The organism is Martinezella hainanensis, from assembly GCF_900094555.1.
GTDB lineage: Bacteria > Pseudomonadota > Alphaproteobacteria > Rhizobiales > Rhizobiaceae > Rhizobium > Rhizobium hainanense.
The window spans coordinates 320097-334068 of record NZ_FMAC01000006.1 but is presented as its reverse complement, the minus strand read 5'-3'; the positions used below and the strand labels follow the sequence as shown (position 1 = coordinate 334068).

14 protein-coding genes are annotated in these 13972 nt (G+C 58.9%); 7 read left to right on the top strand and 7 right to left on the bottom strand.

Features of this window, described 5'->3' with window-relative positions; genetic code table 11:
- The first annotated feature begins 11 nt into the window (after window positions 1-11).
- The 7 genes from GA0061100_RS20645 (at window position 12) to GA0061100_RS20615 (ending at window position 7385) form a co-directional block, all read left to right on the top strand.
- On the top strand, window positions 12-890 hold the full coding sequence (locus GA0061100_RS20645; protein WP_075854601.1) for a dihydrodipicolinate synthase family protein: 879 nt from the start codon (window positions 12-14) through the stop codon (window positions 888-890).
- Between the two features lie 91 nt (window positions 891-981).
- On the top strand, window positions 982-2016 hold the full coding sequence (locus tag GA0061100_RS20640; RefSeq protein WP_075854600.1) for a proline racemase family protein: 1035 nt from the start codon (window positions 982-984) through the stop codon (window positions 2014-2016).
- Between the two features lie 22 nt (window positions 2017-2038).
- Window positions 2039-3289, top strand: a complete 1251-nt coding sequence (locus tag GA0061100_RS20635) for an NAD(P)/FAD-dependent oxidoreductase (protein ID WP_075854599.1) — start codon at window positions 2039-2041, stop codon at window positions 3287-3289.
- A 34-nt stretch (window positions 3290-3323) separates the two neighbouring features.
- Window positions 3324-4799, top strand: coding sequence for an aldehyde dehydrogenase family protein (locus GA0061100_RS20630; RefSeq protein WP_075854598.1), 1476 nt, complete (start codon window positions 3324-3326; stop codon window positions 4797-4799).
- Between the two features lie 12 nt (window positions 4800-4811).
- A complete protein-coding gene (locus GA0061100_RS20625) occupies window positions 4812-5846 on the top strand; it encodes a proline racemase family protein (RefSeq protein WP_075854597.1) in 1035 nt (344 codons plus the stop codon).
- A 9-nt stretch (window positions 5847-5855) separates the two neighbouring features.
- Complete coding sequence (locus GA0061100_RS20620; RefSeq protein WP_075854596.1) at window positions 5856-6614, top strand: SDR family NAD(P)-dependent oxidoreductase; 759 nt, start codon at window positions 5856-5858, stop codon at window positions 6612-6614.
- 15 nt (window positions 6615-6629) lie between these two features.
- Window positions 6630-7385 carry an SDR family NAD(P)-dependent oxidoreductase gene (locus GA0061100_RS20615; protein ID WP_075854595.1) on the top strand — a complete coding sequence of 252 codons (756 nt, stop codon included), beginning with the start codon at window positions 6630-6632 and terminating at the stop codon, window positions 7383-7385.
- Window positions 7386-7584: 199 nt separating this feature from the next.
- Here the strand turns inward: GA0061100_RS20615 and GA0061100_RS20610 are convergent, their stop codons facing one another.
- From GA0061100_RS20610 to GA0061100_RS20580, 7 genes are all read right to left on the bottom strand, one after another.
- Window positions 7585-8343 carry a sulfite exporter TauE/SafE family protein gene (locus GA0061100_RS20610; RefSeq protein WP_075854594.1) on the bottom strand — a complete coding sequence of 253 codons (759 nt, stop codon included), beginning with the start codon at window positions 8341-8343 and terminating at the stop codon, window positions 7585-7587.
- A 66-nt stretch (window positions 8344-8409) separates the two neighbouring features.
- Window positions 8410-8763: a DUF6867 family protein gene (locus GA0061100_RS20605; protein ID WP_075854593.1), complete on the bottom strand. Its 354-nt coding sequence runs from the start codon at window positions 8761-8763 to the stop codon at window positions 8410-8412.
- 21 nt (window positions 8764-8784) lie between these two features.
- Window positions 8785-9513 (bottom strand): ABC transporter ATP-binding protein, encoded by a 729-nt coding sequence (locus GA0061100_RS20600; protein WP_075854592.1) that lies wholly within the window; start codon window positions 9511-9513, stop codon window positions 8785-8787.
- Window positions 9513-10358 carry an ABC transporter ATP-binding protein gene (locus tag GA0061100_RS20595; protein ID WP_075854591.1) on the bottom strand — a complete coding sequence of 282 codons (846 nt, stop codon included), beginning with the start codon at window positions 10356-10358 and terminating at the stop codon, window positions 9513-9515. Before GA0061100_RS20595 ends, GA0061100_RS20600 begins: the two co-directional genes overlap by 1 nt.
- A complete protein-coding gene (gene livM / locus GA0061100_RS20590; protein ID WP_075854590.1) occupies window positions 10358-11752 on the bottom strand; it encodes a high-affinity branched-chain amino acid ABC transporter permease LivM in 1395 nt (464 codons plus the stop codon). Before livM ends, GA0061100_RS20595 begins: the two co-directional genes overlap by 1 nt.
- Window positions 11753-11756: 4 nt before the next feature.
- The gene (locus GA0061100_RS20585) at window positions 11757-12659 is read right to left on the bottom strand and encodes a branched-chain amino acid ABC transporter permease (protein WP_075854765.1); all 903 of its coding nucleotides are present in this window, start codon (window positions 12657-12659) and stop codon (window positions 11757-11759) included.
- A 146-nt stretch (window positions 12660-12805) separates the two neighbouring features.
- Window positions 12806-13906, bottom strand: a complete 1101-nt coding sequence (locus GA0061100_RS20580) for a branched-chain amino acid ABC transporter substrate-binding protein (protein WP_075854764.1) — start codon at window positions 13904-13906, stop codon at window positions 12806-12808.
- Between the last annotated feature and the right edge of the window lie 66 nt (window positions 13907-13972).

Here is a 13972-nt window from a genome sequence, read left to right as displayed (position 1 = left end):
AGGAGACCTCCATGAAACTGTCCGGCGTCATGCCTGCGCTCATCACCCCCTTCGACGCGAACGGCAAGGTCGATTTCAAAGCCTTCGAACGGCATCTCACGGCGCTGCGTGCCGCCGGAGTGACCGGGTGGGTCCCCATGGGATCGACCGGTGAATATTCCGCGCTGTCGAACGAGGAGCGTGACGACGTCTTGAGGTTCGTCAAGGATTTTGCCAGGGAAGGCGAAGCCCTGATCGCCGGCACGAACGCGCCTGCAAGCCGCGAGGTCATTGAAAATACGCTTCGGGCCAAGGAGATCGGTTACGATACCGTCCTGCTGGCGACACCTTTCTATACACGCCCGACGCAGGACGAATTGCTCGCTCATTTTCGCAATGTGCTCGATGCGACCGGTATCAATCTCGTGCTCTATAGCTATCCTTACAAGGACGGCGTCGAGATAGGCTTTGATATCCTCGATGCGCTCGCGGACGATCCCCGTGTCCTGGGCATCAAGGAAAGCTCCGGCTCCCTCCAGCGTGCGATCGACATCCATTCCCGTTACAAGGGCCGCATCGACCTGATCTCCGGCTCGGACGACATCGCTCTCGACTTCATGTTCTGGGGCGCTGATGCCTGGATCTGCGGACCCGCCAATTGCATGGCGAAGGCCTGTGTCGATCTTGATCGAACCTTTCGCTCGGGTGATCTCGCGACCGCACGGGAGAAGATGATCGTGCTCTATCGCGCGATGAACATCCTCGAGAGCGGCAAGTTCGTTCAGAAGGTCAAATATGGCTGCGAACTTCAAGGCTTGGCCGTCGGCAACGGCCGCGCACCCCTCGGCGAACTGACGGTCGAGGAGAAGGCTGAGTTCAGGGCTGCCATGCAGCCAATTCTCAACTGGTGAGGGCCTGATTTTTGGCTGGGAGCTCTGACCGCTTCGGCGGCCGGAGCCAAAACGAATTTGGTTTGGCCGAAACAGTGAGGAGGATTGGACTATGCGGTTCAAAAAAGTGCTGTCCGTCGTCGACTGCCATGCGGAAGGCGAGAGCGGCAAGGTGATCGTGGGCGGTGTCGGCCAAGTGCCCGGCAAGACCATGTTTGACAAGCGGGTCCATCTCGAGACCCATATGGACGATATCCGCAAGATTGTTCTTTTCGAACCGCGTGGCGCCGTCTGGCACAATGCGAATATTGTTCTGCCCTCCAATCATCCCGAAGCGGACTTCGGCTATGTGATCCTTGAAACCACCGAATATCCGGCGATGTCGGGTTCGAACACCATGTGCGTAGCGACCGTTCTGCTTGAGACCGGCATCCTTCCGATGCAGGAGCCGGTGACGCACCTGGTTCTGGAATCGCCGGCCGGCCTCATCAGAGTTCGGTGCGAATGTGCGGATGGTAAAGTCACGAGCGTCAGGCTCGTGAACCAACCCGCTTTCTGCTACCACCTTGGCAGCAGTATCGAGGTCGAGGGCTTCGGAACGGTTCGTGTGGACATCGTCTACGGCGGAATGACCTATGCGATGGTCGATGCCGCCGCTCTTGGATTTTCGATCGATCCATCGGAGGCGCGGGACCTTTGTGAGGTCGGGCAGAAGCTCAAATTTGCCGCAGCCGAGCAGCTTGCGGTGGAGCATCCGGAAAACCCGGCGATCCCCGGCATTACCAATACCGAGTTTATGGGACCTATTCGCCGGGAAAACGATGCACTCGTCTCGAAGAATTGCGTGGTTGTCTCCCCTGGCCGTTGTGATCGCTCCCCATGCGGCACCGGTTCTTCGGCGCGCCTTGCCCTGTTGCATGCCAAAGGTCTGATCGCGCCAGGCGAGACCCTCATCCATGAATCGATTACCGGCAGTCGTTTTACCTGCACCATCGACGGACTCGCCAAGGTCGGAAAATATAACGCCGTCATACCGGCGATCGCCGGACAGGCATGGATCACCGGTCTTTATCAGATGGGTTTGGATCCGACCGATCCGTACCAGCAGGGGTTCACCGTAGCCGACACATGGATGACGACGGTTTGAAGCGCACGGGTCTGGAACGAATATGAGCGAAAATAAGACGCCTTTGGTGGTCGTCGGCGCGGGCATCATCGGCACCGCCATCGCCTACCAGCTCCAGCGTTGCGGCGCGAGCGTGACGATCATCGATAAGGACAGCCCGGGCAGAGGCGCATCCTATGGCAACATGGCGAGCATTGCCGTGACGGAATTCATGCCGGCCTCGCGTCCCGGTATCTGGGCACAGATGCCCAAATGGCTTCTTGATCCCGAAGGGCCTGTTCGCATCCGGCCCTCCTATGTGCCGCGGCTGATTCCCTGGTTTCTACGCTTCCTGGCTGCAAGCCGTCCATCGAAGTTGAGGGAGCTTGAAGAAGCCGGCGCGACGTTGTGCACGCGCGCCCACGAGGATCTGGAGGCGCTCCTCAAGACGACTGGCCTTCAGCACATGCTGAGTGCGGAGGGATGTCTCAGCCTCTATAGCGATGAGGCCGAGTTTCGGGCCGACCGCGAGCATATCGAAATGCTCGAACGCTTTGGCTTCCGGCACGAAATCCTTGGCGGTAATGCCATCCGCGATCTCGAACCGGCGCTGACCACGAAGATCGGCAAGGCCGCGCTTTTTCCCGACAACCGCTCGATTGCCGATCCTCACGAACTGGTCGTTGCCCTGTCGGAAAAATTCCAGGTCCTCGGTGGGCGCATCGAAGAGGGCGAAGTTGTGGGTTTCGAGCAGGCAGATACAGGTGTTAAAGCGCTCAGAACGAAAGACGGGCGCAGGATCGAAGCAGGCAGTTTCGTGCTCGCAGCCGGCGCCTTCACCGCCCGCCTGTCCGCCATGCTGAAAGAACCGATCCCGCTCGAGACGGAGCGAGGTTATCACACGCAGATCATGGCGCCGCACATCTCCATGCGTCATTCGATCATATGGCCGGCGCGCGCCTTCATGGTGACGCCGACGGCCGGCGGGATACGCGTTGGCGGCACGGTGGAGATGGCAGGCCTCGACGCGCCGCCGGATTATCGCCGCGCCAAGGTGCTGGTCAGACGCGCCAAGGAGGCACTGCCCGAGCTGAGAACCGAGCAGACGAGTGAATGGATGGGACACCGCCCGGCTCTGCCTGACACGGTTCCGGTCATGGGGCGGTCGGCCAAGCGCAGGAACGTCTGGTACGCCACAGGTCACGGACATCTCGGCTTGACCTATGCAGCAACCACCGGCCGGTTGATGGCCGACCTCATCACGGGCGTCGAACCACCCGTGGACATGAAACCCTATCGCGTCGACCGGTTTTGAGCCAGGCGGCCACGGCAAGGAAAGAGGGAAGAACATGCGAAGCGAACTCTATATCGACGGACGATGGGTGAAGCCGATCAAGGGTGGCACGTGCGACGTCGTCAACCCGGCCACCGAAGAGGTCATGCAGACGATCGCCGCAGCGACCGCCGAGGATGTCGATGCCGCTGTGAAGGCCGCTCGCCGTGCCTTCGACAAGGATGGATGGCCGAAGCTCTCCGGTGCCCGACGTGCACAATATCTCAGGGCTATCGCCAGTGGTATTCGCGCCCGCCAGGCCGACATCGCCCGACTGGAGGTTCTGGATAACGGCAAACCCTTCCCAGAGGCCGACTGGGATATCGCCGATGCGGCAGGATGCTTCGACTTCTATGCCGGCCTTGCCGAGCAGCTCGATAACAATCCGGAGGAAATCATCACGCTCGCCGACGACCGCTTTGCGTCCAAGGCAGTCAAGGAGCCCATCGGCGTTGCGGGTGCGATCATTCCCTGGAACTATCCGTTGCTGATGGCCGCCTGGAAGGTTGCTCCCGCTCTGGCCGCGGGCTGCACGGTCGTTCTCAAGCCCGCCGAGCTGACGTCGCTGACCGCGTTGGAGCTCGCCGCCATCGCCGATGAGGCTGGGCTACCTCCGGGTGTCCTGAACATCCTTACCGGCTCTGGTTCGATCGCCGGACAGGCCATCATCGACCACAAGGGCGTCGACAAGCTGGCGTTCACCGGCTCAGGCCCCGTTGGCTCCAAGATCATGGCTGCGGCTGCCCGTGACATCAAGCGAGTGAGCCTTGAGCTCGGCGGCAAGTCGCCATTCGTCGTGTTCGAAGATGCCGATATCGACGAGGCGGTGGAATGGATCATGTTCGGCATCTTCTGGAACCAGGGCCAGGTTTGCTCGGCAACGTCGCGCGTTCTCGTGCAGAAAGCCATTTACCAGCGCCTTCTTGCGCGCCTGATCGAGGAAACGAATAAGATCAAGATCGGAAACGGCCTGGAAGAGGGTACCCTGCTGGGGCCGCTGGTTTCCAAGCGTCAGTACGAGCAGGTCATTGCCGCGATCGAGAGCGCTCGGAGGGCAGGAGCGACTGTCGCATGCGGTGGAACGCGGCCGGAAGGGTTCGACAAAGGTTATTATCTTCGCCCGACAATATTGACGGATGTTCCGCTCGACAGCGACGCCTGGGTTGAGGAGATATTCGGCCCCGTCTTGTGCATCCGGCCCTTCGAGACCGAAGAGGAAGCGATCGAGCTTGCAAACGATTCCCGTTTCGGTCTGGCTGCCGCCGTCATGTCGAAGGATGACGCTCGTGCCGAGCGCGTCGCGGCAGCCTTCCGGGCAGGCATCGTCTGGATCAATTGTTCCCAGCCCACCTTCACCGAGGCGCCATGGGGTGGCTACAAGGAATCCGGGATTGGCCGCGAGCTCGGCCGCTGGGGTCTCGAAAACTATCTCGAGACCAAGCAGATCACCAAATATGTCACCGACAAGCCTTGGGGCTGGTACATCAAGTAAAGGCGCGATCGGATGCGTTTCGACAGATCTCTCGAATTGCTGCTCGTTCACTGCCAGGGCGAGCTTGGCCACGTCCTTGTTGACGGTGCTCCTGACATTCCCGGCGGAACGATGCTCGACAAGATGAACCACATCAATACGGTCGACGATAGTCTCAGGCGTTTCGTCACTTTCGAGCCGCGCGCCAATGTCGCCATGTCCGTCAACCTGCTCGTCGCTCCGACGCGCGCCGACGCCGACGCCGGATTCATTGTGCTGCAGGCCGACCGTGCGCATCCCATGTCAGGCAGCAACTGCATCTGTGTGGTCACGGCTCTTCTGGAAAGCGGCCGTATATCGATGCGCGAGCCGGAAACCGTGGTTCGGCTGGACACCCCGGCCGGTCTGATCGTCGCCCGCGCATGGTGCGAGAGCGGCCGTTGTGTCGGCGTGAGCCTCGACAATGTGCCAAGTTTCGCGGAATTGCTCGACCACGACATCGAAACGCCTGCCTGGGGACGGATCAAGATCGATGTCGCCTTCGGCGGCGTTTACTATGCGCTGGTCGATGTGAACCAGATCGGGCTCAAAATAGAACCGGGAAATGCGCGCGCGCTGGCTGAAGCCGGCATCGAGCTGAAGCGCCTGGTGGGGGAGCAGATCAAGGTCGCTCACCCGACGCTGCCGGGTATCACCGAGATTGCCTATGTCATGTTCCGTGACCTGGAGCCAGACAGGGCCGTTCGAACCTGCACGACGCTGCAGCCCGGCCGCGTCGATCGCTCGCCCTGCGGGACCGGTAGCTCCGCCAATCTTGCCGCCCTCTATGCGAGAGGCGTCGTCTCGGTCGGAGATATCCGCACATCGCGTTCGATCATTGGAGGGGAGTTCATGGCCGAGGTGATCGGCGAAACGCAGGTCGGCGGCCGCAAGGCAATTCTTCCCCGCATCACCGGTCGCGGCTATGTCTATGGCCGCTCGCAACTGCGCCTTTCGGAAGACGATCCATTCGTGGCCGGCTTCGCGCTCTCCGATACATGGGGACCGCAGGTCGACCTGTTGCGGTGAGAGGCAATCATGGAGAGATCACTTGAAGGACAGACCGTATTGGTTACCGGGGCATCCGGCGGAATAGGTGCCGCGATTGTCGAGCGGCTTGCTGCAGAAGGCGCAAGACCGATCATTCACTTCGGCCGAGACAAGGCAGGGGCGGAAGCCTTGCTGGCGCGCATCGGCGGTCACGGCTGGATCCTCCAGGCCGATCTCTCTGCGGCGGAAGGGGCGTTCGAACTCTGGCGAGGGGCGGTCGATCTTGCCCGACGTGTGAACGGGCTCGTCAACAATGCCGGCATTCGGACGGAGGTGTCCATCAATGCCTCGCAGGCCGATTGGCGAGCGGCGTGGCAGAGGGAGTTTCAGATCAATTTTTTCGGTGCAGCCGACCTTTGCAAGGAGGCGATCCTTCACTTCAGGGCAAATGGCGGTGGCCGTATCGTCAACATCGCCAGCCGGGCCGGACAGCGCGGTTACGCAGCCGATGCGATGCCCTATGGGGCGACCAAGGCGGCACTCGTCAATCTGACGAAGTCGATCGCTCGCAGTTTCGGCGGTGAAGGCGTGACCGCGGTCGCGATCGCTCCCGGCTGGGTGCGTACGGAGATGGCGGAAGATTTTATCGCCGCGCACGGGAAGGCCGCCGCCGTTGCGGATATTCCGATCGGCGAAATGGCCACGCCGTCGGAAGTGGCTGAACTCGTCGCATTCGTCCTGCGCCCGAGCCAGGCATCGCTGAACGGGGCGACGCTCGATGTCAACGGCGGAAGCTATATTCGATAAATGGAGATGATTCCTATGAAACGTTTTGAGGGCAAGGTTGCGATCGTTACGGGAGCAGGCGGAGGGATCGGCTCGGCCATCGCCAGGCGCTTGTCAAGCGAAGGGGCACTCGTCATCGTGACGGACGTGAACGCCGACGCCGCTAATCAGGTCGTTAACGGTATCAAGGCCGACGGAGGCGCTGCGACGATGATTGCGGCGGATATTGCAAGGAAGGACGCGTGCTTCAATCTCGTGGAGCAGGCGTTTGGCTTGCAGGATCGTGTCGATATCCTCGTGAACAATGCCGGCATCAACCGACGCGGCAATCTGCTGTCCTTGTCGGATGAGGATTGGGACATCAGCTTCACCGTCAATCTCGATTCGATGTTCCACCTATGCCGTGCCGTACTTCCGCACATGATTGCGGGCGGGGGCGGGGCGATCGTCAACACGGCTTCGCAATGGGGGCTCTATCCAGCACCGAACCACATTGCCTACAACACGACGAAGGCAGCCGTTGCGGCATTCACCCAGAATCTGGCTCGCGACTATGCGCCAGACAAGGTCCGGGTCAATGCAGTTTGCCCAGGCGAAATCCACACGCCAATGCTGGAAGCGGGCATAAGGCGGTCTGGCCGCACGATTGCGGACCTGGATAAGCTCGTGCCCTTTGGGCGCATAGGCAAGCCCGAGGAAGTCGCCGCATTGGTTGCATTCCTGGCGTCAGACGAGGCTGCCTTCATCTGCGGCTCTCTGGTTGAGATCACCGGGGCGCAAGCAGTGGCTTAGGATATTGGAAATTTCGATCTGTGGTCGGTATCCGCATTCCGCTCATCTTCGCCGCTATGGGAAGATTTTCTGCCACCTGAGTGCTGGTGGAATCGGACATGGGGATATGATTGAATGAAGGAAGCCGCGCTGCTGGCTTGAGCCAATGACGAGATCGCGATTGCGACGTGAGTGTTGGCACGGTGGATCCATGTTTCTCCTATCCGATCGCGAAGAACGCCCGGTGGAAGAAAACGACGCTGAGAACGGATCCAACCAAGATCACGATGGTCCGGACAACGGTGACCGGGAGAACCCTTGCGAGCGGGGCACCCATGTAGCCGCCAATTGCTGCCGCGACTGCCATCAAAATCGCCGGCTGCCAGGCGACAATCCCCGCCGCGGCGAACGTCGCCACCGAGATTGCCGATATGATGAAGGAGACAAGGTTCTTTAGCCCATTCATCAGGTTCAGATCACGCATTCCCCAGAGCGAGAATAGCGCGAGCAGTACGATCCCGAGTCCACCATTGAAATAGCCGCCATAGACCGCGACGAACACTATACTCAGCGGGCTGTTGGAATAACTGTCGCTGTGATCTGCCAACCATCGTCTGATATGGCCGCCGAAAGTGAAAGCCAGGGTCGCCATGGCCAGAAGAAAAGGAACCACAACGGAGAAAGCCTGGTTTGAGGACACCAGGAGCAGCAGAGATCCAACGAGTCCTCCCACTATCGTCAGCAAAGTAATTTTCATCAACCTGCTCCGCTCGAATTGCGTAATCTCCTTGCGAAAACCACCAATCGCGCCCAGATACCCGGGGAACACCGCGACAGCGCTCGTGGCGTTGGCCGCAACGACAGGCACGCCGGTATAGACCAAAGCCGGGAAGGTCAGGAATGTTCCACCTCCGGCGATCGAATTGAGGACTCCTGCACCGAATGCGGCGGCAGCAAGAAGAACTTGATCGAATGTCATTGATGAGTCTCTCTTAGAACGTATGGAAAGCAACAACTCTACGTCGCTGCTTCCATTTGAAGGTACTTAGACCTTGGCGCGCCATGAAAAGGCAGATGTCTTTTCGTACAGCCAATAGTAATTGTTGACTATCTGGCTGGTGCGACGGAATCGGAATCCCGCCGTCGAGAAAACGAGCAGCAGTGCAAAATCAATGAAGTAAAAAGATACGCTGAGCATCGGGCCGCTGAACAGCGCGTGATGGAGGAATTGCATTACCCAGGCGATGAGAAAGGTGTGGCAGAGTACAAGAGGATAGCTGCTCCAAGCGTCCGCCACCGCCTTGCCAGCGCGCCAGGCCGTCCACAAGCCGAGGAGAACGACAAAGCCGCGGATGATCAGATGGACGCCTGCGTCCGGTTCGAAGAATAGTCCTTGCATGTCCGTATCCTTGTCTCTTTCCTAGTGCCGTCCGCCTTCAAGGTAGGCTGCGCGAACTTCCGGATCGGCGAGAAGATCTTTGCCCGAACCGCTCATCGTGACCTTGCCATTCACCATGACGTAGGCGCGATGTGAAAGCTTGAGGGCTGCAAACGCATTCTGCTCGACGAGGAAGACTGTCAGGCCCTCCTGTTCGTTGAGCTTCTTGATTTGCTCGAAAATGCCCTTGACGATAAGCGGTGCGAGACCGAGCGACGGTTCGTCGAGAAGCAGGAGCTTCGGTCGCGCCATCAACGCGCGGGCGATCGAAAGCATCTGCAACTCGCCGCCTGACATGGTTCCCGCCCGCTGGTGCTGACGCTCCTTCAGGCGCGGGAATATCGCAAATACCCTTGCGACGTCCTCCCTGAAGAATTTGAGATTGTCGAGCCCGGCTCCCATCTGCAGGTTCTCAGTCACAGTCATCCGTGGGAAAATGCGGCGGCCTTCCGGTGACTGGCTGATCCGGAGACGGGCGATCTCATGCGTCGGCATGTGCGTGATGTCTGTGCCGTTGAACACGATCGACCCGCTGCGCGCATGTGGACTGCCGCAGATCGTCATCATCAGTGTCGACTTGCCTGCTCCGTTCGCGCCGATCAGGCTGACGATCTCGCCTTCACGGACCTCGACATCGACCCCCGCCAGGGCGCGAATGTTGCCATAATATGTTTCGACCCCCTGAATCTTGAGAAGCTGTTTCCCGGCCATCAAAGTATGCCCCCTTCTACAGTCGCAATAACCGCTTCGACTTCTTCGTCCTCGACCCCCAGATAGGCTGCGATGACCTTTGGGTCGTTTTTCACATGCTCAGGCGTGCCGTCGGAGATCTTCTGACCGTATTCGAGAACGACGACGTGGTCGGAAATTTCCATGACAACCGACATGTCATGCTCGATGAGCAGAAATGATGTGCCCGTCTCGGCGCGAATGCCCTGCAGCAGCCCATTGAGAGCCAGGGATTCTCGAGGGTTCAGGCCTGCGGCCGGCTCGTCCAGGCAGAGCAGTTCTGGGCCTGTGCACATAGCGCGGGCAATTTCCAGGCGGCGCTGAGCGCCGTACGATAGATCGCCCGCGGGATCATCGGCACGATCGATGAGATCGGCCCTTTCCAGCCAATGCTTGGCGCGCTCGATGGCGGCCGCAGACGCGCGATTGTAGGCTCCAATCCCAAGCAGGCCGAGGATCGTGTATCCCGAGGCACGCATCAGTTCATTGTGCTGAGCAACCAAGAGATTTTCCAAAACCGTGAGGCCTGAGAATAGACGAATATTCTGGAAAGTACGGGCGACCTTGGCTTCACGAGTAATGCGAAAGTCCGGTAGCCGCTCCAGCAGATGCTGCTTGCCGGTCTTCCGGGTGAGTGTGATCATACCCATCGTCGGCTTGTAGAATCCGGTGATACAGTTGAAAACGGTGGTCTTGCCCGCACCATTTGGGCCGATCAGCGCTGTGATTTCGCCACGTCGGGCCTCGAAGGACAGGTCGCTGATGGCCATCAGTCCCCCAAACCTCATCGACAGGTGCTCGACCTTGAGCAGGGTATCGCTCGACATTAGCCGTGTCCTTCCTTGGTAAAGCTTCCGGACACCGCCTTGCGTTCCTTCAGGAAGGCGGTTGGTTCCCGCGAGCCGACAAACCCTCGAGGCTTGAACAGCATGACGATGACCATGGCTAGACCGAAGAGCAACATGCGATAGAGCTCAGGTGTGAAGTCCTGACCGAAGACGGCCTTCAGGAATGCCATTTCCCGGAGCAGTTCCGTACCGCCGATCATGACGATCGCGGCGATCGCGATGCCCGTCAGCGACCCCATGCCGCCGAGAACGACAATCGCCAGGATTACCGCCGATTCCATGAATACGAAGGACTCGGGAGAGACAAAGCCTTGGCGGGCTGCAAAGAAAGCCCCCGCAAAGCCGCCAAACATCGCACCGGTTGCGAAAGCCGTGAGCTTGGTCGTGACCGTGTTGATGCCGAGCGAGCGACAGGCGATCTCATCCTCGCGCAGCGCTTCCCAAGCGCGGCCGATGGGCATCCGACGAAGCCGGATTGTGACGTAAGCCGTGAGAAGACAAAGCGCTAGGATCAGATAGAAGAGAAAAATCTTGTAGTAGGCGGCCGAAATAGGCAGACCGAGGAGCTTGGCAAATCCGCCCGCAGAGGCGTCAAAAGGAATGCCAAAGAGTGTTGCCTTCGGAATGCCGGAGACGCCGAAGGTGCCCTTGGTGACCTCCGTCCAGTTCATGAGGACGAGGCGGATGATCTCGCCGAAGGCAAGTGTCACGATCGCCAGATAGTCGCCGCGCAGACGCAGCACCGGAAACCCAAGGGCCATACCCCAGAGAGCAGCAAAGATTCCGGAGAGCGGCAGCAGCAGCCAGAAAGATAGGCCGAAGTAGCTGGAAAGAAGGGCGTAGGAATATGCGCCGACAGCATAGAATGCGACGTAGCCGAGATCGAGCAAACCCGCGAGACCGACGACGATGTTCAGGCCCCAGGCGAGCATGACGTAGATGAGGATCTGTATTCCAAAGTTGTCGACCCATTTCAACGAGCCTTGAGCGCCGACGAGTGCGTAGATAACCATCGGGTAGAGCAGAAGTGTAACGAGTGCGATCTTCAGGAAATGCTGCCGGAAGAAGCTCTGGCCCGTTGAGAGTTCCTGCTCGTCGCGTTTCGCCTTGGCCAACTTCCGCTTGTCGATGCTGGGCTGGATGAAAGCAACCATGGCGAAGCGACCGACTGCGGCGACCGCGACGAATATCCCAAGAAGACCCCAACGTTGGACAAGGATCAACTGGTTGCTCATGTTCTGCTGGGTGCCAAGGCCAATGTAGAGGACAAAGAGCCCGAGCGAGATGAGGCCAGCGAAGACACCCTCACGGATGCCTCTTAATACGAGCCCGTCGCTGCGCTTGATGGTGGTGGGGCGCAATGTGTGTTGCATGACCTTATACCTTCTCGACTTCCGGCCGCCCCAAGATGCCGGTCGGCTTGAAGATCAGGACGAAAGCCAGGATTGCGAATGTCGCGACATCTTTGTAGTCGATTGTGAAATAGGCCGACCAAAGAGACTCGATGAGGCCGATCAGGAGGCCACCGAGGACCGCGCCCGGTAGCGAGCCGATGCCACCCAGGACGGCGGCCGTGAATGCTTTCACGCCTGGAACAAAGCCGTCGGTGAAATTGGCCACACCATAGTAAACCAGAAACATCGTGCCGCCGACGGCAGCGAGTGCCGCGCCCATGATGAAGGTGACGGAGATCGTGCGGTCAACGTCGATTCCGAGAAGTGCCGCCATCTTGCGATCCTGTTCGGTGGCGCGTTGAGCGCGGCCGAGTGCAGTCTTGTTGACGATGTACCAGAAGACGACGAGAAGCAGCGAGGTCAGGGCGATGATAATGATCTGCTTCAGTGATACGGTGATCGCGCCGATATGGTAGACATCGCCAATAAGCTGCGGGATCGGCTTGTTGCGCGGCCCTTGCACGACCTGGATGAAGTTCGAGACGACGATCGACATGCCGATTGCGGTGATGAGCGGAGCCAGCCGAAACGATCCTCGAAGCGGTCGATAGGCGACGCGCTCGATCGTCCAGTTCCAGAGGCTGGTTGTGAGCATCGCGACCACGAGCATCGCCAGCAGCACGACTGCTACCGGCAGGCCTGCGAAAACCGAAGTGAGCACGAGGAAGACGATCATCGCGGCAAAACCACCGAGCATGAAGATGTCGCCATGGGCGAAGTTGATCATACCGATGATGCCGTAGACCATCGTATATCCGATGGCGATGAGGCCATAGATCGACCCGAGGGTCAGCCCGTTGAAGAGCTGTTGAATGAAGTATTCCAAGGTGTCCTCCCGGAAGAAAAGCATGCACTGCCACTGCCCTGGATAGGGTTCGATTTTTTATCGATGTCAGCGATGATAGGGCTGTGTCTGGCGTGCATGGTTACTGACATGCGCGCCAGACACAGCCGATGAGCCGGAGCGAAGCGTTACTTCGTCGCTTGTTCCTCGAACTTGCCGTTCTTGAGTTCGTAAAGGACGAAATCAAGGCGAGTGATATCGCCCTTTTGAGTGTAGGCAAGCGGGCCGATAACGGTGTTGATCGACATGCCGCTATGAAGTTTGTCGGCGACAGTCTGAGGATCGGCCTTGCCGGCAGCCTCTATACCGGCCTTGATGACCTGCATGGCTGCATATCCATACAGCGTAAAGCCTTCGGGATTGATCTTCTTCTCGGCAAACTTCTTAAGAACGTCCGCCGCAGCCGGGTTCTTGCTGGCGTCCGGACCAAATGTAATCAGGGTACCTTCGCCAGCAGGGCCGGTGATTGCCGCGAATTCCGTGGAAAACATCGCGTCGCCACCGACCATCGCAATTTTGATGCCTTGATCGTGCAACTGGCGCAGAATGAGTCCGCCTTCGGTATAGACCCCGCCGAAATAGATCACGTCGGCTTTGGTTTCTTTAATTTTCGCGATCAGGGCTGAAAAGTCCTTCTCGCCGACGTTGATTCCTTCGAAGCCAACTTCGGTCAGGCCGCCCGTGTTGATTGTCTTTTTAACCTCTTCGACGAGACCCTGTCCGTAAGGAGTCTTGTCGTGGACGAGGAAGACATTCTTCCCGGCAAAGTGTTGGGTCAGATAGTTTCCGGCGACCGTACCTTGCTGATCGTCCCGGCCGCAGGTGCGGAACGTGTTCCAGAGACCTCGCTCTGTGAACTTTGGATTCGTGGAAGCAGGAGTAACCTGCAGCATGCCATTTTCGGCATAGATATCCGATGCCGGGATGGATGCCCCGGAGTTCTGATGGCCGATTACGAACTGAGCCCCGGCTGCAGCAAGACGATTGGCAACGGAGACAGCCTGCTTTGGATCGCCCGCGTCGTCTTCGACTTGAAGGACAAGCTTCTCGCCGAGGATGCCGCCCGATGCGTTGATGTCCTCGATTGCCTGCTTCACGCCATTGAGGTTTTGTTCGCCGACCGCGGCACTGCCGCCCGTGATCGGCCCACCCCAGCCGATCGTCATGTCAGCGAAAGCCGGCGTACCGATCGCAACAAGCATCGTCGCAGCCAAAAGTAGCTTCTTCATCGTCATTCCCCTTTTTTGAATGTTTAGACAGTGAGTTAGATCAGAGCTTTTCGCTCGGCTCTCCTG